Below are 18,961 nucleotides of genomic sequence, written 5' to 3' on the forward strand. Positions count from 1 at the left end.
GATCAACCCAATCGCGATGGAAGAAGGTCTGCGCTTCGCTATCCGTGAAGGTGGTCGTACCGTAGGTGCAGGTGTTGTATCTAAGATCATCGAGTAATTCTCTCTGATCTGAAAAAAGGCTCCCATACGGGAGCCTTTTTTTTGGTTAAAAAATAGACTTGACCGTATATGCATATGCAAGTAGTATTTGCGTCCCCTACACCGTAGGGGTGGTCGGCATATGCCGTAATATAATTCGTTAGGAATTGTGATCGAAATGCAGAATCAGAAAATTCGTATTCGTCTGAAAGCCTTTGATCATCGCCTGATTGACTCCTCTGCGCAGGAAATCGTAGATACTGCGAAGCGCACAGGTGCTCAGGTGCGTGGCCCGATCCCACTTCCAACCCGTAAAGAGCGCTACACAGTGCTGGTTTCTCCTCACGTGAACAAAGATGCACGTGACCAGTATGAAATCCGTACTCACAAGCGTGTTCTGGACATCGTTGAGCCAACTGAGAAAACAGTTGACGCACTGATGAAGCTGGATCTTGCAGCGGGTGTAGAAGTGCAGATCAGCCTCGGCTAATCAAAAAAGGCACTGCGCAGATTTAATTTATTAATGAAGCGCTTTTTTAGTGTGGAATGCTCTGGAAAGGGCAGCCGTAGTGGGTAACAGCCCCGTACACAACTGGCAAGAGGTTTTAAGAAAATGTCTGTAGGTCTTATCGGACGTAAAGCGGGTATGACACGCATCTTCACTGAAGATGGTCAGTCCGTGCCAGTCACCGTCATCGAAGTGGAACCGAACCGTATCACTGCTGTGAAAGCAGAAGATACCGACGGCTACGCAGCGATTCAGGTTACTACTGGCTCTAAGAAGGCGAACCGCCTGTCTAAGCCAGAAGCGGGTAACTTCGCAAAAGCTGGTGTAGAAGCAGGTCGTGGTTTGTGGGAGTTCCGCCTGTCAGGTGGCGAAGAAGTCAACGTTGGCGATGAGCTGACTGTTGCGCGCTTCGAAGCAGGTCAGAAAGTAGACGTTACTGGTCAGTCTAAAGGTAAAGGTTTCCAGGGTGGTGTTAAGCGCTGGAACTTCTCTACCCAGGACGCGACTCACGGTAACTCTCTGTCTCACCGTGCTCCGGGTTCTATTGGTCAGTGTCAGACTCCTGGCCGCGTGTGGAAAGGCAAGAAGATGGCAGGTCACATGGGTGCTGCACAGGTAACTGTTCAGACTCTGGAAGTCGTTCGCGTTGACGCAGAACGTAACCTGCTGTTGATCAAAGGTGCTGTTCCGGGCGCAACCGGCGGTGACGTAATCGTTAAACCGGCTGTTAAAGTCGGCGCCTAAGGGGGTTTGAAATGAATCTGAATTTGGCTGGAGCTAACGGTTCGGTAGAAGTTTCCGACCTGGCTTTTGGTAAAGAATTCAACGAAGCGCTGGTGCACCAGGTTGTGACTGCATACCTGGCTGGCGCTCGTCAGGGTACTAAAGCCCAGAAAAACCGCTCTGCGGTATCTGGTGGTGGTGCAAAGCCTTGGCGTCAGAAGGGCACTGGTCGTGCTCGTGCGGGTACTTCCCGTTCTCCAATCTGGCGTTCTGGTGGCGTAACTTTCGCTGCACAGCCACGTGACCACGCTCAGAAAGTAAACAAGAAAATGTACCGCGCTGCTATGCGTTGCATCTTCTCTGAGCTGGTTCGTCAGGACCGCCTGGTGGTAGTAGAAGATTTCGCTCTGGAATCTCCTAAAACTAAACAGTTTGTAGCTAAGCTGAACGAGCTTGAGCTGTCTAACGTACTGCTGATCACTGAAGACGTAGAACAGAATCTGTACCTGGCTGCGCGCAACGTACCTCACGTTGATGTGCGCGACGCTGCAGGTGTAGACCCAGTAAGCCTGGTCGGTTTCGACAAGGTGCTGGTAACTGTTGCTGCACTGAAGAAGGTTGAGGAGGTGCTCGCATGAACCAGGAACGCATCTTTAAAGTGCTGTTGGGTCCGCACATCTCTGAGAAGGCGACCATCGTAGCTGAAGGTTCTCAGCAGGTGGTGTTCCGCGTTACTAAAGACGCTACCAAACCAGAAATCAAGAAAGCTGTTGAAGAGCTGTTTGACGTTAAAGTTTCCGGCGTCAACATCGTCAACGTTAAGGGCAAAACCAAGCGTACAGCGCGTGGTTTCGGCAAGCGCAACGACGTACGCAAAGCATACGTTTGCCTGGCTGACGGCTCTGAGATTGATTTCATCGGTGGCGAGTGATTGGGGGTTTAGAAAATGGCAGTGATTAAAACTAAGCCGACCTCTGCTGGACGTCGTCACGTTGTTAAAGTAGTTGGTGCTGACCTGCACAAGGGTAAGCCACACGCTGCGCTGGTTGAGAAGAAATCCAAAACCGGCGGTCGTAACCACTACGGTCGTATCACTACCCGTCACGTTGGTGGTGGTCACAAACAGCAGTACCGTGTTATCGACTTCCGTCGTAACAAGGACGATATCCCTGCAGTTGTTGAGCGTCTGGAATACGATCCAAACCGTTCCGCACACATCGCTCTGCTGAAATATGCTGACGGTGAGCGTCGTTACATCATCGCACCTAAAGGTGTGGTGGCTGGTGCCAAGATTTCTTCCGGTCAGGATACTGAAATCAAGCCAGGTAACTGCATGCCACTGCGCAACATCCCAGTAGGTTCTGTTGTGCACTGTATCGAGCTGAAACCTGGTAAGGGTGCTCAGATGGCTCGTTCCGCGGGTACTTCTGCTCAGCTGGTTGCGCGTGAAGGTGCATACGCGACTCTGCGTCTGCGTTCCGGCGAAATGCGCAAGGTACTGGTTGAATGTCGTGCGACTCTGGGTGAAGTAAGCAACTCTGAACACTCCCTGCGTCAGCTGGGTAAAGCTGGTGCTAAGCGCTGGCGTGGTGTTCGTCCAACCGTTCGCGGTGTTGCTATGAACCCGGTAGACCACCCACACGGTGGTGGTGAAGGTCGTACTTCCGGTGGTCGTCACCCAGTGACACCATGGGGTGTGCCTACTAAGGGTCACAAGACTCGTAAGAACAAGCGTACCGATAAGCTGATCGTACGCCGTCGTCAAGCCAAATAATTAGGTTGAGGATACAGTTGTGCCACGTTCACTGAAGAAAGGTCCATTTATCGACCTTCACCTGCTGAAAAAGGTAGAGGCTGCAATTGAGAGCAACGACCGTCGTCCGATTAAGACTTGGTCTCGTCGCTCTACCGTCTTCCCGAACTTTGTCGGTTTGACGATTGCAGTACACAACGGTCGCCAGCACGTTCCAGTGTACATCACTGAGGACATGGTCGGTCATAAACTGGGCGAGTTCGCTGCTACACGTACTTACCGTGGCCACGCAGCGGATAAGAAAGCCAAGCGATAAGAGGAGTTAGATGATGGAAGTTGCCGCTAAATTAAAAGGCGCCCGCATCTCCGCTCAGAAAGCCCGTCTGGTAGCAGACCAGATCCGTGGCAAGTCTGTCGGTGAAGCTCTGGACATCCTGGCGTACAGCCCGAAAAAAGGTGCGGCGCTTGTCAAGAAAGTACTGGAGTCTGCGATTGCAAACGCAGAACACAACGAAGGTGCTGACATCGACGAGCTGCGCGTTTCTACTATCTTCGTTGACGAAGGTATGACTATGAAACGCATCAAGCCGCGTGCAAAGGGTCGCGCAGATCGTATTCTGAAGCGTTCCTGCCACATCACCGTAAAAGTGGCTGACTAAGCGACTGCTAGGAGAGTTTGTTATGGGTCAGAAAGTACATCCGACCGGTATCCGACTTGGTGTCGTGAAAGACCACACTTCTGTGTGGTACGCGGACAAGTCAGAATACGCAAGCAAGCTGCTGAATGACCTCGAGGTACGTGCGTACCTGGAGAAGCAGCTGGAAAAAGCATCTGTAAGTCGCATCGAAATCGAGCGTCCTGCACAGAATGCTAAGATCACCATTCACACCGCTCGTCCGGGCATCGTGATTGGTAAGAAAGGTGAAGATGTGGAGAAGCTGCGTAACGCTGTTTCTCAGATGATGGGCGTGCCTGTTCACATCAACATCGAAGAAGTTCGCAAACCTGAACTGGACGGCAAACTGGTAGCGCAGAGCGTTGCTAGCCAGCTGGAACGTCGTGTTATGTTCCGTCGCGCTATGAAGCGTGCGGTACAGAACGCTATGCGTCTGGGTGCTAAAGGCATCAAGATCCAGGTTAGCGGTCGTCTGGGTGGCGCTGAGATCGCGCGTACTGAGTGGTATCGTGAAGGCCGTGTGCCGCTGCACACTCTGCGTGCTGACATCGATTACGCTACTTACGAAGCGCACACCACATACGGTGTGATCGGCGTTAAAGTCTGGATCTTCAAGGGTGAGGTTCTCGGTGGTATCGAACAGGTACGCGCTGAGAAGAAAGCACCTAAGAAGAAAGGTAAGTGAGGTAGACGTCGATGCTGCAACCTAAACGACTGAAATACCGTAAGGTAATGAAGGGCCGCAACCGCGGTCTGGCTCAGCGCGGTAGCAAAGTAAGCTTTGGCGAATTTGGTCTGAAAGCTACTAGCCGTGGTCGCATCACTTCCCGTCAGATCGAGGCGGCTCGTCGTACCATGACACGTCACGTGAAACGTGGTGGTAAGATCTGGATCCGCGTATTCCCTGACAAGCCAATTACCGGCAAGCCTCTTGAGGTTCGTATGGGTAAAGGTAAGGGTAGCGTTGAGTACTGGGTAGCTCCAATTCAGCCAGGTCGTATCCTGTTTGAAATGAGCGGTGTACCTGAAGAGCTGGCATCCGAGGCATTTGGCCTGGCTGCTGCTAAGCTGCCTGTTTCTACAACTGTTGTTAAGCGTACGGTGATGTGATGAAAGCGAACGAACTACGTGAGAAGTCCGTTGATGAGCTTCAGCAGGAACTGTTGGGTCTTCTGAAAGAGCAGTTTAACCTGCGCATGCAGAAAACCACCGGTCAGCTGGCACAGAATCACCTGTTGGGCCAGGTTCGTCGCGACATCGCTCGCGTGAAAACTGTACTCAACGAAAAGGCAGGTAACTAAGAATGAGCGCAGAAAAACGTACTCGTACTGTTACTGGCCGTGTTGTCAGTGACAAGATGGATAAAACCATCACAGTTCTGGTTGAGCGTAAAGAGAAGCATCCGATTTACGGAAAATTCATGAAACGCTCCACCAAACTGCACGCTCACGATGAGAAGAATGAGTGTCAGCAGGGCGATCTGGTAACCATCGCGGAAACCCGTCCTCACTCCAAGTCTAAAACTTGGGCACTGGTTCGTATTGAAGAGCGCGCAGCGAAGGTGTAATATACGCACCCTCGCTCCAATTGTCGGCCCGTCGTTTTGACGGCGGGCTCAACACAGAGTTTGTGGAGTAGACCATGATTCAGACTGAATCTATGCTTGACGTCGCTGATAACAGCGGTGCTAAGCGTGTACAGTGCATTAAGGTCCTGGGCGGTTCTCACCGTCGTTACGCAAGCGTCGGTGACATCATTAAAGTTACCGTCAAGGAAGCAATTCCGCGTGGCAAAGTGAAAAAAGGTCAGGTCCTGAAGGCTGTTGTGGTACGTACCCGTAAGGGTGTTCGTCGTCCAGATGGCTCAGTAATCCGCTTTGATACTAACTCAGCGGTTCTGCTGAACGCTAACGACGCACCAATCGGTACTCGTATCTTTGGCCCAGTAACGCGTGAGCTTCGTTCCGAGAAGTTCATGAAAATCGTTTCCCTGGCGCCTGAAGTGCTGTAAAGATCAAACTCCGAGAAGTTTGATTTATGTAAAAACGCTAACGCCGTAAGGCGTTGGCGTTTTTGAGCATGAGAAGGACGTAGGAAAGAGGTAATTATGCGTAAAATTCGACGCGACGATGAAGTCATCGTTATCGCAGGTAAAGACAAGGGCAAGCGTGGCAAAGTCATGCGTGTCCTGGATAACGACAAAGTTGTCGTTTCCGGCATCAACATGGTGAAAAAGCACACCAAGCCTAACCCGATGCTGGGTAAAGCAGGTGGCATCGTAGAGAAAGAAGCTGCTCTGGCTGTATCCAACGTTGCTATCTTCAACCCACAGTCCGGCAAGGGCGACCGTGTTGGCTTCAAGCTTCTTGAAGACGGCTCTAAGGTTCGCATCTTCAAGTCCACCGGCGAAGTGATCAGCTAAGGGGTTGATGATATGTCTCGATTGAAAGCGCTTTATAAAGAATCTGTTCAGCAGCAGCTGAAAGATGACCTGAACAGCCCTAACATCATGGCTGTGCCTCGTCTCACCAAAATCACTCTGAACATGGGTGTGGGTGAAGCACTGGGCGACAAAAAACTGCTGGAAAACGCAGTTGCAGACATGACTAAGATCGCTGGTCAGAAGCCAGTTGTAACTCTGGCACGTAAATCCATCGCGGGCTTCAAAGTTCGTGAAGGTTGGCCGATCGGTTGTAAAGTTACCCTGCGTGGCGACCGTATGTGGGAATTCCTGGATCGTCTGGTAGACATCTCCATCCCGCGTATCCGTGACTTCCGTGGTCTGAACCCTAAGTCATTCGACGGCCGCGGTAACTACAGCATGGGTGTTAAAGAGCAGATCATCTTCCCTGAGATCGATTACGACAAGGTAGATAAACTGCGTGGTATGGATATTACCGTTACCACCACTGCTCAGAACAATGACGAGGGTCGTGCCCTGCTGGCTGCCCTGGGCTTCCCATTCAAGAAGTGATAGGGGTTTATCATGGCTAAAGAATCTATGAAGGCACGCGAAGTTAAGCGTGCAAAAGCAGTTGCTAAGTACGCTGAAAAGCGTGCTGCACTGAAAGCAATTATCCTGAGCGCGTCTGCATCTGAAGATGAGCGCTGGGATGCACAGGTTGCGTTGCAGAAATTGCCACGTGACGCTAGCCCGGTTCGCCGTCAGCGCCGCTGTCAGGTTACAGGTCGTCCACACGCGGTTTACCGCAAGTTTGGCCTGTGCCGTAACCAGCTGCGTGAAGCCGCTATGCGCGGTGACGTACCGGGTCTGAAGAAGGCTTCCTGGTAGTCCCCAGGTAGTCCCATGGTAAGCGCGACGGACTGGGCCTGAGGCTACCGCGTCGCGCTGCACAACGAGGAAGTAAAAAGCATGAGCATGCAAGATACACTGGCGGATATGTTCACCCGTATCCGTAACGGTCACATGGCTGAAAAGCAGGCCGTATCCATGCCGTCTTCCAAAATGAAGGTTTCTGTCGCTAAGGTTCTGGAATCTGAAGGTTACATCTCCGGCTACTCCGTAGAAGAAGGTGTAAAACCAGTTCTGACCATCGACCTGAAATACTTCGAAGGTAAGGCGGTTATCGAAGAGATCAAACGTGTAAGCCGTCCAGGTCTGCGTATCTACAAAGGCGCTGGTGAGCTGCCTAAAGTAGCAGGCGGTCTGGGTGTTGCGATCATCTCTACGAGCAAAGGTGTCATGACTGATCGCGCAGCACGTTCTGCGGGTGTCGGTGGCGAAGTAGTCTGCACGGTATTCTAAGAGGTTATCCAATGTCTCGTATTGCGAAGAACCCTATTGCTGTACCGGCAGGTGTTGAGCTGAAAATCGACGGCCAGTCAGTTAATGTAAAAGGTAAAAACGGTCAGCTGAGCTTTGATGTTCACCCGTCCGTAGAGATCCAGCAGGGCGAAGCAGGCCTGACGTTTGCGGGCCGTGACGGCTCCAAGCAGGCGACTGCTCTGGCAGGTACCAGCCGCGCACTGATCAACAACATGGTTGTTGGTGTAAGCGAAGGCTTCAAGAAAACTCTGCTGCTGCAGGGTGTTGGTTACCGTGCTGCTGTTAAAGGCAATGCACTGAACCTATCTCTGGGTTTCTCTCACCCAATCGATTATGAGCTGCCTGAAGGTGTCACAGCTGAAGTTCAGGGCCAGACAACTGTAGTTATCAGTGGTAACGACAAGCAGGTTGTAGGTCAGGTTGCAGCTGAGGTGCGTGGCTTCCGTCCACCAGAGCCTTACAAAGGTAAAGGTGTTCGCTACGCTGATGAATATGTTCGCCGTAAAGAAGCGAAGAAAAAGTAAGTAGGGCAGTATCATGAACGCTAAGAAACAAGCTCGTATTCGTCGTGCGCGCCGTTCTCGCCTGAAAATGCGTGAGCTGGGTGCTGCGCGTCTGTGCGTTAACCGCACACCGCGTCACATCTACGCGCAGGTGATCTCTGCTGATGGTGGTACCGTTGTTGCGGCTGCTTCCACCGTAGAAAAAGATCTGCGTGAATCCACTACCGGTAACGTTTCCGCTGCTCAGAAAGTGGGCGAGCTGATCGCTTCTCGTGCGAAAGAAGCCGGTGTTACTAAAGTTGCTTTTGACCGCTCTGGTTTCAAATACCATGGTCGTGTAAAAGCACTCGCTGACGCAGCCCGTGAAGGCGGCCTGGAATTCTAAAGGGGTCGAAAATGGCAAATCACGAACAGAAAGACGGTGACCTGCAGGAAAAGCTGGTTCAGGTTAACCGTGTCGCTAAAGTGGTTAAGGGTGGCCGTATCTTCGGTTTCACCGCTCTGACTGTAGTTGGCGATGGTAACGGCCGCGTAGGTTTCGGTCGTGGTAAAGCGCGCGAAGTACCTGTTGCTATTCAGAAGGCAATGGATCAGGCGCGTCGTAACATGGTTCAGGTTGAACTGAACGGTGACACTCTGCAGTACCCTGTGAAAGCCCGTCACGGTGCTTCCAAGGTATACATGCAGCCTGCTTCCCAGGGTACTGGTGTAATCGCAGGTGGTGCAATGCGTTCCGTACTGGAACTGGCAGGTGTACACAACGTACTGGCGAAGTGCTACGGCTCTACTAACCCTGTAAACGTTGTTCGCGCGACCATTAAAGGTCTGGCGGAGATGCGTTCTCCAGAAGATGTAGCTGCTAAACGTGGCAAGTCTGTAGACGAAATCCTGGGGTAATCGATAATGGCTAAAACTGTAAAAGTTACTCTGGTACGTAGCCCTATCGGTATCCTGCCTAAGCACAAACTGTGCGTTAAGGGTCTGGGTCTGCGCCGTATTGGTCACACAGTGGAGCTGGAAGATACTCCGTCCGTGCGTGGCATGATCAACAAAGTCAACTACATGCTGAATGTAGAAGGCGAGTAAGGGGAGTTCGTCACATGCGTCTGAACACTCTGAGCCCGGGTGAAGGTTCCAAACACGCACCAAAACGCGTTGGTCGTGGTATTGGTTCCGGTCTGGGTAAGACTTGTGGCCGTGGTCACAAAGGTCAGAAATCCCGCTCCGGCGGTTCTGTAAAACCAGGTTTTGAAGGCGGTCAGATGCCGTTGCAGCGTCGTCTGCCAAAATTCGGTTTTATTTCCCGTAAAGCACGTTACGCTGCTGAGATTCGTCTGAACGAACTGGCATCTGTAAATGCTGACGTAATTGATCTGGCTGCGCTGAAAGAAGCAGATATCATCAAGCAGGAAATCAAAGTTGCTAAGGTGATTCTGTCTGGCGAGATCAACAAAGCTGTCACCATCAAAGGTCTGAAAGTGACTAAAGGTGCACAGGCTGCAATCGAAGCTGCGGGCGGCAAAGTCGAGGCGTAAATGGCTAAGCAAGGACCAGTACCAGCAGGCGTACAGAGCGGACTCGGCGAGTTGAAATCTCGTTTGCTGTTCGTGCTACTGGCGATCGTTGTATACCGTATCGGTGCTCACATTCCGGTACCCGGTATCAACCCTGATCGTCTGGCTGCGCTGTTTGACCAGAATCAGGGCACGATCCTGAGTCTCTTTAACATGTTTTCCGGTGGTGCGTTGGAACGAATGAGTATCCTCGCGCTGGGCATCATGCCGTACATCTCTGCATCTATCATTATGCAGCTCATGACGGTCGTCAGCCCAACCCTGGAAGCGCTGAAAAAAGAAGGCGAGGCAGGCCGTCGTAAGATCAACCAGTACACCCGTTACGGTACCGTACTGCTTGCGACTGTTCAGTCTTTCGGTATGGCTGTTGGCCTGGCAAACCAGGGTGTGGCGTTCAGCGCCGATGTCAGCTTCTACTTTGTAGCAGTTGTGACATTGGTAGCCGGCGCGGTATTCCTGATGTGGCTGGGTGAGCAGGTGACCGAGCGAGGTATCGGTAACGGTATTTCGGTTCTGATCTTTGCGGGTATTGTGGCTGGATTGCCTGGTGCAATCGGCCAGTCCTTTGAATCAGCACGTCAGGGTGATCTGAATATCCTGGCGCTGCTGGCCATCGCTGTATTGGCGGTAGCCACTGTTGGTTTTGTAGTGTTTATGGAGCGCGGTCAACGCCGTATCACCATTAACTATGCAAAGCGTCAGCAGGGGCGTCGCGTTTACGCGGCACAGACCAGCCACCTTCCTCTGAAGGTAAACATGGCTGGTGTTATTCCGCCGATCTTTGCATCCAGCATCTTGCTGTTCCCGGCTTCTGTTGGTCAGTGGTTTGGCCAGTCTGAAGGTATGGAATGGCTGCAGGATGTCGCGCTGGCGCTTGGACCAGGTCAGCCGCTGTATATCCTGTTGTTTGCGATTTCTATCATTTTCTTCTGCTATTTCTACACGGCAATTGTTTTCAATCCGCGTGATGTGGCAGATAACCTGAAGAAATCAGGTGCCTTTATTCCCGGGATTCGTCCAGGGGAGCAGTCAGCGCGTTACATCGATACCGTGCTGAGCCGACTGACGTTGTTCGGTGCCCTGTACATCACTGCTGTGTCTCTTATGCCGCAGGCTCTGGTGGTTGCATGGAATATTCCGTTCTATTTCGGTGGTACCTCCCTGCTGATCGTCGTGGTAGTCGTGATGGACTTCATGGCTCAGGTGCAGTCGCACCTCATGTCGCATCAGTATGAGTCCCTGATGAAGAAATCTAATCTCAAAGGTGGCGGCGCAGGAATGATGCGCTAAGCACACCATAGGAGTAGATCATGAAAGTACGTGCGTCTGTTAAGAAGATCTGCCGTAACTGCAAAATCGTTCGTCGTAACGGTTCTGTGCGTGTGATCTGTAAAGTAGAGCCGCGTCACAAGCAGCGTCAGGGTTGATTCAACCCTGATAACAGAAGTGGAGTGCGCGCATCCTTGATTTATTTTTGATCAGGGTGTATTATTGCGCGCCTTCCACGAACTAACGAGTTTTCGGTCCCTAACCTCAACAACTAAACAGAAGGTGACAGGACCCCAATTGGAGTAAATAGAATGGCCCGTATAGCTGGAGTCAATATCCCTGACAATAAGCATGCGGTAATTTCTCTGACTTACATTTACGGGATTGGCCGTACGACCGCTCAGAGCATCTGCGACGCTTGTGGCATTGCCCCAAGCACCAAGATCGCCGACCTGTCTGAAGAACAGCTGGATAATGTTCGTGGTGAAATTTCCAAGCTGACAGTAGAAGGTGATCTGCGTCGTGAGGTGTCTATGAACATCAAGCGTCTGATGGACCTTGGTTGTTTCCGCGGTCTTCGTCACCGTCGTAATCTCCCGGTACGTGGGCAGCGTAGCAAAACCAATGCACGCACTCGAAAAGGCCCTCGTAAGCCGATCCGTAAGTAAGTGGTAAGCGATAGGAATTCCCAATATGGCTAAGCCAGGTAATCGCACACGCAAAAAGGTTAAAAAGCAGGTAGCGGACGGGTTCGCCCACATCCACGCCTCTTTTAACAACACGATCATCACTATTACTGATCGTCAGGGTAACGCTCTGTCTTGGGCAACTGCAGGTGGCTCCGGCTTCCGTGGTTCCCGTAAGAGCACCCCATTCGCCGCTCAGGTAGCTGCTGAGCGTGCTGGTCAGGCTGCACTAGAGTATGGCCTGAAAAACCTCGACGTATTCGTTAAGGGACCTGGTCCCGGTCGCGAATCTGCAGTTCGTGCGCTGAACGCGTGCGGCTACAAGATCGCTAACATCACCGACGTGACGCCAATCCCTCACAATGGTTGTCGTCCGCCGAAGAAACGTCGCGTTTAATCTGGAGACAGTAATAATATGGCTCGTTATTTAGGACCTAAGTGCAAGCTGTCTCGCCGTGAAGGTACGGACCTGTTCTTGAAGAGCGGTGTTCGTGCACTGGATAGCAAGTGTAAAGCTGAAGCTGCTCCAGGTATGCACGGTGCGCGTCGTGGTCGTTTGTCCGACTACGGCCTGCAGCTGCGCGAAAAGCAAAAAGTTCGTCGTATGTACGGCGTACTGGAACGTCAGTTCCGTGGGTATTACAAAGAAGCGGCTCGTCGCAAAGGTGCAACCGGTGAAAACCTGCTGCAGCTTCTGGAAGGCCGTCTGGACAACGTTGTATACCGTATGGGCTTTGGTGCAACCCGCGCTGAAGCACGTCAGGTAGTATCACACCGCTCCATCACTGTTAACGGTCAGGTAGTCAATGTTGCTTCCTACCAGGTACAGGCTGGCGATGTGGTAGCAGTTCGTGAAAAAGCTAAGGCTCAGCTGCGTATCAAAAACGCGCTGGATCTGGCTGCTCAGCGTGCACCAGTTGAGTGGGTAGAAGTTGACGCTACTAAGATGGAAGGTACTTTCAAAGCACTTCCAGAGCGTAGTGATCTGTCTGCTGACATCAACGAGCAGCTGATCGTCGAGTTGTACTCCAAGTAATTGTTGAACTCTTTATTGGTGGAACTATGCAGCGTTCGGTAAACGAGTTTCTAAGCCCACGTCACATTGACGTACAGGAAATCAGCAAAACTCGCGCGAAAGTGACTCTTGAGCCACTGGAGCGTGGTTTTGGCCACACGCTGGGAAATGCACTGCGTCGTATTCTTCTCTCTTCTATGCCGGGTTGTGCCGTAACAGAAGTTGAGATCGAAGGCGTACTGCATGAGTACAGCACTGTAGAAGGGGTCCAGGAAGATGTAATTGAGATCCTCCTGAACCTCAAAGGTGTTGCGATCTTGCTGCACAACGGCGACGACGTAACACTGACTCTGAGCAAGAGCGAAGCGGGTCCTGTGACTGCAGGCGACATCCAGCTGAACCAGGATGTTGAGATCGCAAATCCGGATCACGTTATTGCTCACCTCAGCGAAGGTGCAAGCATCAACATGCAGCTGCGTGTTGAACGCGGTCGTGGCTACGTGCCAGCTGACGCTCGCACTTCTGAGGAAGACGAAACTCGCGCCATCGGTCGTTTGCAGTTGGATGCAACCTACAGCCCGGTACGCCGTGTTTCCTACGTGGTAGAAAGCGCCCGTGTGGAACAGCGTACCGACCTGGACAAACTGGTTATCGATATTGAGTCTAACGGCACAATCGATCCAGAAGAGTGCATCCGTCGTGCAGCGACAATCCTTCAGCAGCAGCTTGCTGTATTTGTTGACTTGGAGGATGGAGCTGATCAGGCGAAGGAAGAGCCGGAAGAGCCAGAGATCGATCCGATCCTGCTGCGTCCGGTAGACGACCTGGAACTGACTGTACGTTCTGCCAACTGCTTGAAAGCAGAGCAGATCTACTACATCGGTGACCTGATTCAGCGCACCGAGGTTGAGCTGCTGAAGACCCCGAACTTGGGTAAGAAGTCGCTGACTGAGATCAAGGACGTGCTGGCCTCTAAAGGTCTGTCCCTTGGTATGCGTCTAGAGAACTGGCCACCGGCTAGTTTGAAAAACGACGACAGAGTCGCGTCTTGATACAGCGATTCGAACTGACTAGTTTGGTAAGGATTTAATCATGCGTCATCGTAAATCTGGTCGTAAATTTAGCCGTACCAGTGCGCACCGCAAAGCGATGTTCAAGAACATGGCAGTGTCCCTGTTTGAGCATGAGTTGATTAGAACAACTCTGCCCAAAGCTAAGGAACTGCGTCGCCACGCTGAGCCGCTGATCACTCTGGCTAAAAACGATACCGTTGCAAACCGCCGTCTGGCATTTGCACGTACTGGCAGCAAAGTAGCTGTTGGTAAACTGTTCAACGAACTGGGCCCGCGCTACGCGCAGCGTCCAGGTGGCTACATTCGCATCTTGAAATGTGGCTTCCGCCCTGGCGATAACGCGCCAATGGCATACGTAGAACTGGTTGACCGTCCGGTAGCATCTGCAGCAGTAGAAGATACTTCTGAAGATTAATACCTGATCGGTTACAAAAAACCCGGCCTTAGCGCCGGGTTTTTTATTGCCTGAATTTTCGATTCACTTCCGGGGTCAGCCGGCGCAGTGGATAACTCCATACGATTGGGCAGGTTACGGCATTTGTTGAGACACGGGCACAAAAAAGGAGAGCCATTGCTCTCCTTTTTAGGTTGTGGATAACCGTTATCTCAGCAGCGGCTTTAGGAAACGGCCGGTGTGGGAATGGCTGCAGGCAGCGACCTCTTCTGGTGTTCCAGTGGCGATGATCTCGCCGCCGTTGATACCGCCTTCAGGACCCAGGTCGACGATCCAGTCGGCGGTTTTGATCACATCCAGGTTATGTTCGATCACTACGATGGTATTGCCGTGGTCGCGCAGGCGATTGAGAACGGTCAGTAGCTGCTGGATATCGTAGAAGTGGAGGCCGGTGGTTGGCTCATCCAGGATGTAAAGTGTTTTACCGGTGTCACGTTTGGACAGCTCTTTAGCCAGCTTCACACGCTGTGCTTCACCGCCGGACAGGGTGGTTGCAGCCTGACCTAAACGGATATAGCTGAGGCCCACGTCCATCAGGGTTTGCAGGCGACGTGCCAGAGCCGGAATCGCATCAAAGAACTCACGTCCTTCCTCGATGGTCATGTCCAGCACCTCGTCGATGCTCTTGCCCTTATATTTGATCTCCAGCGTTTCACGGTTGTAGCGTTTGCCCTTACACACATCACAGGGGACGTATACGTCCGGCAGGAAGTGCATCTCCACCTTGATCACCCCGTCACCCTGACAGGCCTCACAGCGGCCACCCTTAACGTTGAAACTGAAGCGGCCCGGTTTGTAACCGCGGGAACGCGCTTCCTGGGTGCCGGCAAAGAGCTCACGCACTGGCGTGAAGATACCGGTGTAGGTGGCCGGGTTGGAGCGCGGTGTACGACCGATAGGGCTCTGGTCGATATCAATCACCTTGTCGAAGTGCTTCAGGCCTTCAACTTTGTCGTGGGGTGACGCATCCAGTGTGGTGGCGTGATTCAGCTCAGTAGCTGCCACCGGGTACAGGGTGGTGTTGATCAGCGTGGATTTACCGGAACCGGATACACCGGTGATACAGGTAAACAGGCCGACAGGCACCTCAAGGGTCACATTCTTTAGGTTGTTACCGGTCGCGCCCTTTAGCCTCAGCATCTTGTCGCGGTTAATCGGGTGCCGTTCTTCTGGCACTGCTATCTGGCGGGCACCGGAGAGGTACTGACCGGTGAGAGACTCCTCACACTCCATCACATCCTTGGCGGTACCGTGGGCAACGATCTGACCGCCGTGTACGCCGGCACCCGGGCCGATATCTACCAGGTAGTCCGCCATGCGAATCGCATCTTCGTCGTGCTCAACGACGATTACGGTGTTCCCCAGGTCTCGCAGGTGTTCCAGGGTGCCCAACAGGCGTTCGTTGTCACGCTGGTGCAGGCCGATGGAGGGCTCGTCGAGGATGTACATGACACCTACCAGACCTGCACCGATCTGGCTGGCGAGACGGATACGCTGTGCTTCACCCCCGGACAGGGTTTCGGCGTTACGCTCCAGGGACAGGTAATCCAGCCCCACATTTACCAAGAAGCTCAGGCGTTGACGGATCTCTTTCAGGATCTTTTCGGCGATCTCGCCCTGCTTACCTTCAAGCTTCAATTGCTCAAAGTACTGGTAGCATTCACCGATCGGCAGTTTAACGATCTTCGGCAGGGTGATCCCGTCGATAAACACATGGCGTGCATCCCGGCGCAGGCGGCTGCCTTCACAGGATGGACACGGCTGGATGTTCAGGTACTTGGCGAGGTCCTCGCGCACCATCTCGGATTCGGTTTCGCGGTAGCGACGATCCAGGTTGTTCAGCACCCCCTCGAACGGGTGGGACTTGCTGATCATGTCGCCGCGGTCGTTCAGGTACTTAAACGGCACCGGCTCTGTTCCGCTGCCCTGCAGGATGATCTGCTGGTGTTTCTTGGACAGGTCACGGAACGGTGTATCCAGGTCAAAGCCAAAGTGTGCGGCGACGGCTTTCAGTTGCTGGAAGTAATACAGGCTGCGACGGTCCCAGCCACGGATTGCACCTTCTGACAGGGTCAGGCTGTTGTCGTGCACCACCTTGTTGGGATCAAAAAACTGCTTCACCCCCAGGCCGTCACAGGCCGAACAGGCACCGTGCGGGTTGTTGAAGGAGAACATGCGCGGTTCCAGTTCCTGGATGCTATGACCACAGTGGGGGCAGGCAAAACGCGCAGAGAAGATCAGGTCTTCATCTTCGCCGTCCATCCAGGCGATCTTGGCGATACCGTCGGTCAGGTTGAGGGCGGTCTCGAAGGACTCCGCCAAGCGGATCTGCAGGTCGTCGCGCACCTTGAAGCGGTCAACCACTGCCTCGATGTTGTGCTTCTTGTTCTTGTCCAGTTCCGGCGCGCTGTCCAGATCAACCACAATGCCATTGATGCGGGCACGGACAAAACCGTTGGAGCGCAGTTCGTTGATGGTGTGCAGGTGCTCGCCTTTGCGACCCTGCACCACCGGTGCGAGCAGCATCAGCTTGCTGCCTTCCGGCAGTTCCAGGACCTGGTCCACCATCTGGCTGACGGTCTGTGCGGCCAGGGGCAGGTCATGATCCGGGCAGCGGGGTTCGCCAGCACGGGCGAACAGCAGACGCAGGTAGTCGTAAATCTCGGTGATGGTACCCACGGTGGAGCGTGGGTTGTGGGAGGTGGACTTCTGCTCAATCGAGATCGCCGGTGACAGCCCCTCGATATGGTCCACATCCGGCTTCTCCATCATGGACAGGAACTGGCGCGCGTAGGTGGAGAGTGATTCCACGTAACGGCGCTGACCTTCCGCATAGAGGGTGTCGAACGCCAGTGATGACTTGCCCGAACCGGACAGGCCGGTGATCACAATCAGCTGATCGCGTGGGATCTCCAGGTCGATATTTTTCAGGTTGTGGGTACGAGCACCGCGAACCAGTATCTTATCCATGTTCTCTCCGGCCGGAACAAACAAAAGGGCAAATTATAAAGAGTTCGCTCGGTCTAATAAATGTACATTGTGTTGTGGTTACGACACTAAGGTTGAGCTGGATGAATATTTCTGTGGCGGGTTAATGGATGGCTGCAAGCAGAGTGCACAGGTGTTATTCTTACCCCCATTATTCGCCTCTGCGCGAGGCAGTCAGGGACGACGTTAAGCAACGAATTTTAACCGGAGATTTTCATGGCTCGTGGAGTTAACAAAGTAATCCTTGTTGGTAACCTGGGTGGCGATCCTGAGGTTCGTTACATGCCCTCTGGCGGCGCAGTGACTAACGTTACAATTGCGACCAGCGAGAGCTGGAAAGACAAGCAGAGCGGTCAGCAGCAGGAACGTACTGAGTGGCACCGCGTTGTTTTCTTCAACCGTCTGGCGGAAATTGCCGGTGAGTACCTGCGTAAGGGTTCTCAGATCTACATCGAAGGCTCCCTGCGTACCCGTAAGTGGCAGGACAACAGCGGCCAGGACCGTTACACCACTGAGATTGTAGCCAGCGAAATGCAGATGCTGGGCGGCCGTGGCGGTGACAGCGGTGGTTACCAGCAACAGGGCGGTGGTTATCAGCAACAGCCGCCTCAGCAGCAGGGTGGTTACCAGCAGCAGGCTCCGCAGCAGAACTACCAGCAACAGCCGCAGCAGCAGTCTTACCAGCAGCAAGCGCCGCAACAGGCACCTCAGTCTCAGCCTGCGCCACAGCCGCCTGCTCAGGGTTTCGACGATTTCGACGACGATATCCCGTTCTGAGTCCAGGTACAGATATTAAAAAACCCGCATTGGCGGGTTTTTTTGTGTCCAAGTGATCACTGATCACATAGATGTACACGTAGCTTATCGCACAGGGCTTTCAGCTGCGCCGATTCCTCGTCCGTGAGCGGGGCTTTGCAGGCCATCGCTTTTGGTACCTCCAGCGCACGCTCTTTCAGTGCCAGACCTTCATCGGTCAGCTGCAGCAGGCAGGAACGTTCATCCTGTTTGCAGCGTACCCGTTGCAACAAACCTTTGGCTTCCAGCCGCTTCAGCAGCGGGGTGGTGGTGCCGGAGTCCATGTGCAGTCGCTCGCCCATCCGTTTCACGCTGAGGCCGTCTTCCGACCAGAGCACCATCATCGCCAGGTACTGGGGGTAGGTCAGATCCAGCTCCAGCAGGGCAGAACGGTAAGAGCGCACCATCGCATTGGCGGCGCTGTAGAGGGAGAAACAGCTCTGCTTTTCCAGGCAGAGGGCATCGTCATTATTCATTTGGCTCATAAGCTTATCCTAAATTGTTACTTAAATAGCGGTCAAGTAGCTTGCGCGCAACTAAGTTGCTAGTTATTATTGATCGCAAGATGGCTGTGCGCAAGATAATAGCGAGCCACAATTAAAATTCTATCAGGATGATGGTTAATCTCAACAGCAACACGGGTTAGTCATGGTAAGTAACGCAGGCTTTTTCAAATTTGCAGTAATCGGTGCGGTTTTAATGGCACTGGTGGCAGGGGGAGCCGCACTCGAGCCACGTACTCAACTGGCCAGACAGGTGAATGACAGTGGGCTGATGAGAATGATCAACCATCCGGATCCAAACGAACAGAACGAAATCGACAGCTTTATATTGAGGATACACACATGAAAAACATCGCAACTGTAATCGCCCTGACTTCCGCTATCTTTGCCGGTACTGCATCTGCAGCGGTAGAATCCAGCCAGATCAGCCACTTCGGCACCGGTGTTGAGTTTGCAAGCACCTCTCACTACAGCGGTCTGGAGCAGGTGGTGGTAGACAACAGCAACCTGAAAGGTGGTAATGCGCTGGAGCCGGTATACGGCGCGGACCTGTACTTCGGTTCTAACTAAATCCCT

General features: G+C 52.9%; 33 protein-coding genes. 31 read left to right on the forward strand and 2 right to left on the reverse strand.

Annotated elements, in window-relative coordinates:
- The 29 genes from QKW35_RS12325 to rplQ form a co-directional block, all read left to right on the forward strand.
- Positions 1–97 (forward strand): EF-Tu C-terminal domain-related protein (locus QKW35_RS12325; RefSeq protein WP_486644356.1); only part of this gene is annotated, 97 nt, incomplete at its 5' end.
- Positions 98–256: 159 nt separating this feature from the next.
- Complete coding sequence (gene rpsJ, locus QKW35_RS12330) at positions 257–568, forward strand: 30S ribosomal protein S10 (protein WP_027857456.1); 312 nt, start codon at positions 257–259, stop codon at positions 566–568.
- A gap of 123 nt (positions 569–691) precedes the next feature.
- A complete protein-coding gene (rplC, locus tag QKW35_RS12335) occupies positions 692–1,330 on the forward strand; it encodes a 50S ribosomal protein L3 (protein ID WP_282353474.1) in 639 nt (212 codons plus the stop codon).
- 11 nt (positions 1,331–1,341) lie between these two features.
- Complete coding sequence (rplD, locus tag QKW35_RS12340; RefSeq protein ID WP_282353476.1) at positions 1,342–1,947, forward strand: 50S ribosomal protein L4; 606 nt, start codon at positions 1,342–1,344, stop codon at positions 1,945–1,947.
- Positions 1,944–2,240 carry a 50S ribosomal protein L23 gene (rplW, locus tag QKW35_RS12345; protein WP_282353477.1) on the forward strand — a complete coding sequence of 99 codons (297 nt, stop codon included), beginning with the start codon at positions 1,944–1,946 and terminating at the stop codon, positions 2,238–2,240. Before rplD ends, rplW begins: the two co-directional genes overlap by 4 nt.
- Positions 2,241–2,255: 15 nt before the next feature.
- The gene (rplB, locus tag QKW35_RS12350) at positions 2,256–3,083 is read left to right on the forward strand and encodes a 50S ribosomal protein L2 (protein ID WP_282353478.1); all 828 of its coding nucleotides are present in this window, start codon (positions 2,256–2,258) and stop codon (positions 3,081–3,083) included.
- Positions 3,084–3,102: 19 nt separating this feature from the next.
- Positions 3,103–3,378 carry a 30S ribosomal protein S19 gene (gene rpsS, locus QKW35_RS12355; protein WP_282353480.1) on the forward strand — a complete coding sequence of 92 codons (276 nt, stop codon included), beginning with the start codon at positions 3,103–3,105 and terminating at the stop codon, positions 3,376–3,378.
- Positions 3,379–3,391: 13 nt separating this feature from the next.
- A complete protein-coding gene (gene rplV, locus QKW35_RS12360; RefSeq protein WP_282353706.1) occupies positions 3,392–3,721 on the forward strand; it encodes a 50S ribosomal protein L22 in 330 nt (109 codons plus the stop codon).
- Positions 3,722–3,743: 22 nt separating this feature from the next.
- On the forward strand, positions 3,744–4,424 hold the full coding sequence (gene rpsC, locus QKW35_RS12365) for a 30S ribosomal protein S3 (RefSeq protein ID WP_282353482.1): 681 nt from the start codon (positions 3,744–3,746) through the stop codon (positions 4,422–4,424).
- A gap of 11 nt (positions 4,425–4,435) precedes the next feature.
- The gene (gene rplP / locus QKW35_RS12370; protein ID WP_282353483.1) at positions 4,436–4,849 is read left to right on the forward strand and encodes a 50S ribosomal protein L16; all 414 of its coding nucleotides are present in this window, start codon (positions 4,436–4,438) and stop codon (positions 4,847–4,849) included.
- The gene (gene rpmC, locus QKW35_RS12375) at positions 4,849–5,040 is read left to right on the forward strand and encodes a 50S ribosomal protein L29 (RefSeq protein ID WP_282353484.1); all 192 of its coding nucleotides are present in this window, start codon (positions 4,849–4,851) and stop codon (positions 5,038–5,040) included. Before rplP ends, rpmC begins: the two co-directional genes overlap by 1 nt.
- A 2-nt stretch (positions 5,041–5,042) precedes the next feature.
- Complete coding sequence (rpsQ, locus tag QKW35_RS12380) at positions 5,043–5,306, forward strand: 30S ribosomal protein S17 (protein WP_282353485.1); 264 nt, start codon at positions 5,043–5,045, stop codon at positions 5,304–5,306.
- 74 nt (positions 5,307–5,380) lie between these two features.
- Positions 5,381–5,749: a 50S ribosomal protein L14 gene (gene rplN / locus QKW35_RS12385; RefSeq protein ID WP_282353487.1), complete on the forward strand. Its 369-nt coding sequence runs from the start codon at positions 5,381–5,383 to the stop codon at positions 5,747–5,749.
- 96 nt (positions 5,750–5,845) lie between these two features.
- The gene (gene rplX, locus QKW35_RS12390; protein ID WP_282353488.1) at positions 5,846–6,160 is read left to right on the forward strand and encodes a 50S ribosomal protein L24; all 315 of its coding nucleotides are present in this window, start codon (positions 5,846–5,848) and stop codon (positions 6,158–6,160) included.
- A 12-nt stretch (positions 6,161–6,172) separates the two neighbouring features.
- Complete coding sequence (gene rplE, locus QKW35_RS12395; protein WP_282353489.1) at positions 6,173–6,712, forward strand: 50S ribosomal protein L5; 540 nt, start codon at positions 6,173–6,175, stop codon at positions 6,710–6,712.
- A 12-nt stretch (positions 6,713–6,724) separates the two neighbouring features.
- Positions 6,725–7,030 (forward strand): 30S ribosomal protein S14, encoded by a 306-nt coding sequence (rpsN, locus tag QKW35_RS12400; protein WP_282353490.1) that lies wholly within the window; start codon positions 6,725–6,727, stop codon positions 7,028–7,030.
- Between the two features lie 81 nt (positions 7,031–7,111).
- Positions 7,112–7,504 (forward strand): 30S ribosomal protein S8, encoded by a 393-nt coding sequence (rpsH, locus tag QKW35_RS12405; RefSeq protein ID WP_282353492.1) that lies wholly within the window; start codon positions 7,112–7,114, stop codon positions 7,502–7,504.
- A gap of 11 nt (positions 7,505–7,515) precedes the next feature.
- Complete coding sequence (gene rplF, locus QKW35_RS12410) at positions 7,516–8,049, forward strand: 50S ribosomal protein L6 (protein ID WP_282353494.1); 534 nt, start codon at positions 7,516–7,518, stop codon at positions 8,047–8,049.
- Between the two features lie 13 nt (positions 8,050–8,062).
- Positions 8,063–8,413 carry a 50S ribosomal protein L18 gene (gene rplR, locus QKW35_RS12415; RefSeq protein WP_282353496.1) on the forward strand — a complete coding sequence of 117 codons (351 nt, stop codon included), beginning with the start codon at positions 8,063–8,065 and terminating at the stop codon, positions 8,411–8,413.
- Positions 8,414–8,424: 11 nt separating this feature from the next.
- Complete coding sequence (gene rpsE, locus QKW35_RS12420; protein WP_282353497.1) at positions 8,425–8,925, forward strand: 30S ribosomal protein S5; 501 nt, start codon at positions 8,425–8,427, stop codon at positions 8,923–8,925.
- A gap of 6 nt (positions 8,926–8,931) precedes the next feature.
- Positions 8,932–9,114, forward strand: coding sequence for a 50S ribosomal protein L30 (gene rpmD, locus QKW35_RS12425; RefSeq protein WP_282353499.1), 183 nt, complete (start codon positions 8,932–8,934; stop codon positions 9,112–9,114).
- 14 nt (positions 9,115–9,128) lie between these two features.
- Positions 9,129–9,563, forward strand: a complete 435-nt coding sequence (gene rplO / locus QKW35_RS12430; RefSeq protein WP_282353501.1) for a 50S ribosomal protein L15 — start codon at positions 9,129–9,131, stop codon at positions 9,561–9,563.
- Positions 9,564–10,892, forward strand: a complete 1,329-nt coding sequence (gene secY / locus QKW35_RS12435; protein ID WP_282353502.1) for a preprotein translocase subunit SecY — start codon at positions 9,564–9,566, stop codon at positions 10,890–10,892.
- A 20-nt stretch (positions 10,893–10,912) separates the two neighbouring features.
- Complete coding sequence (gene rpmJ / locus QKW35_RS12440; protein ID WP_007021200.1) at positions 10,913–11,029, forward strand: 50S ribosomal protein L36; 117 nt, start codon at positions 10,913–10,915, stop codon at positions 11,027–11,029.
- A 153-nt stretch (positions 11,030–11,182) separates the two neighbouring features.
- Positions 11,183–11,539, forward strand: coding sequence for a 30S ribosomal protein S13 (gene rpsM / locus QKW35_RS12445; RefSeq protein WP_282353512.1), 357 nt, complete (start codon positions 11,183–11,185; stop codon positions 11,537–11,539).
- Between the two features lie 25 nt (positions 11,540–11,564).
- Positions 11,565–11,954, forward strand: a complete 390-nt coding sequence (gene rpsK, locus QKW35_RS12450) for a 30S ribosomal protein S11 (protein WP_193952514.1) — start codon at positions 11,565–11,567, stop codon at positions 11,952–11,954.
- A gap of 18 nt (positions 11,955–11,972) precedes the next feature.
- A complete protein-coding gene (rpsD, locus tag QKW35_RS12455) occupies positions 11,973–12,593 on the forward strand; it encodes a 30S ribosomal protein S4 (RefSeq protein ID WP_282353520.1) in 621 nt (206 codons plus the stop codon).
- Positions 12,594–12,619: 26 nt separating this feature from the next.
- On the forward strand, positions 12,620–13,624 hold the full coding sequence (locus QKW35_RS12460) for a DNA-directed RNA polymerase subunit alpha (RefSeq protein ID WP_282353522.1): 1,005 nt from the start codon (positions 12,620–12,622) through the stop codon (positions 13,622–13,624).
- Between the two features lie 40 nt (positions 13,625–13,664).
- Entirely contained in the window at positions 13,665–14,060 is a 396-nt protein-coding gene (gene rplQ, locus QKW35_RS12465) for a 50S ribosomal protein L17 (protein ID WP_282353524.1), read from the forward strand.
- A gap of 186 nt (positions 14,061–14,246) precedes the next feature.
- Here the strand turns inward: rplQ and uvrA are convergent, their stop codons facing one another.
- Positions 14,247–17,069 (reverse strand): excinuclease ABC subunit UvrA, encoded by a 2,823-nt coding sequence (gene uvrA, locus QKW35_RS12470; RefSeq protein ID WP_282353525.1) that lies wholly within the window; start codon positions 17,067–17,069, stop codon positions 14,247–14,249.
- A gap of 234 nt (positions 17,070–17,303) precedes the next feature.
- On the opposite strand from uvrA, the gene ssb reads away from it, so the two are divergent.
- Entirely contained in the window at positions 17,304–17,864 is a 561-nt protein-coding gene (gene ssb / locus QKW35_RS12475; RefSeq protein ID WP_282353526.1) for a single-stranded DNA-binding protein, read from the forward strand.
- Between the two features lie 56 nt (positions 17,865–17,920).
- Here ssb and ohrR read toward each other — a convergent pair whose 3' ends face one another.
- Positions 17,921–18,367 (reverse strand): transcriptional regulator OhrR, encoded by a 447-nt coding sequence (gene ohrR / locus QKW35_RS12480; protein ID WP_282353527.1) that lies wholly within the window; start codon positions 18,365–18,367, stop codon positions 17,921–17,923.
- Positions 18,368–18,727: 360 nt separating this feature from the next.
- On the opposite strand from ohrR, the gene QKW35_RS12485 reads away from it, so the two are divergent.
- Positions 18,728–18,955, forward strand: coding sequence for a hypothetical protein (locus QKW35_RS12485; protein WP_282353529.1), 228 nt, complete (start codon positions 18,728–18,730; stop codon positions 18,953–18,955).
- Positions 18,956–18,961: the final 6 nt, after the last annotated feature.

The organism is Pontibacterium granulatum, from assembly GCF_029961155.1.
Lineage (GTDB): Bacteria > Pseudomonadota > Gammaproteobacteria > Pseudomonadales > Balneatricaceae > Pontibacterium > Pontibacterium granulatum.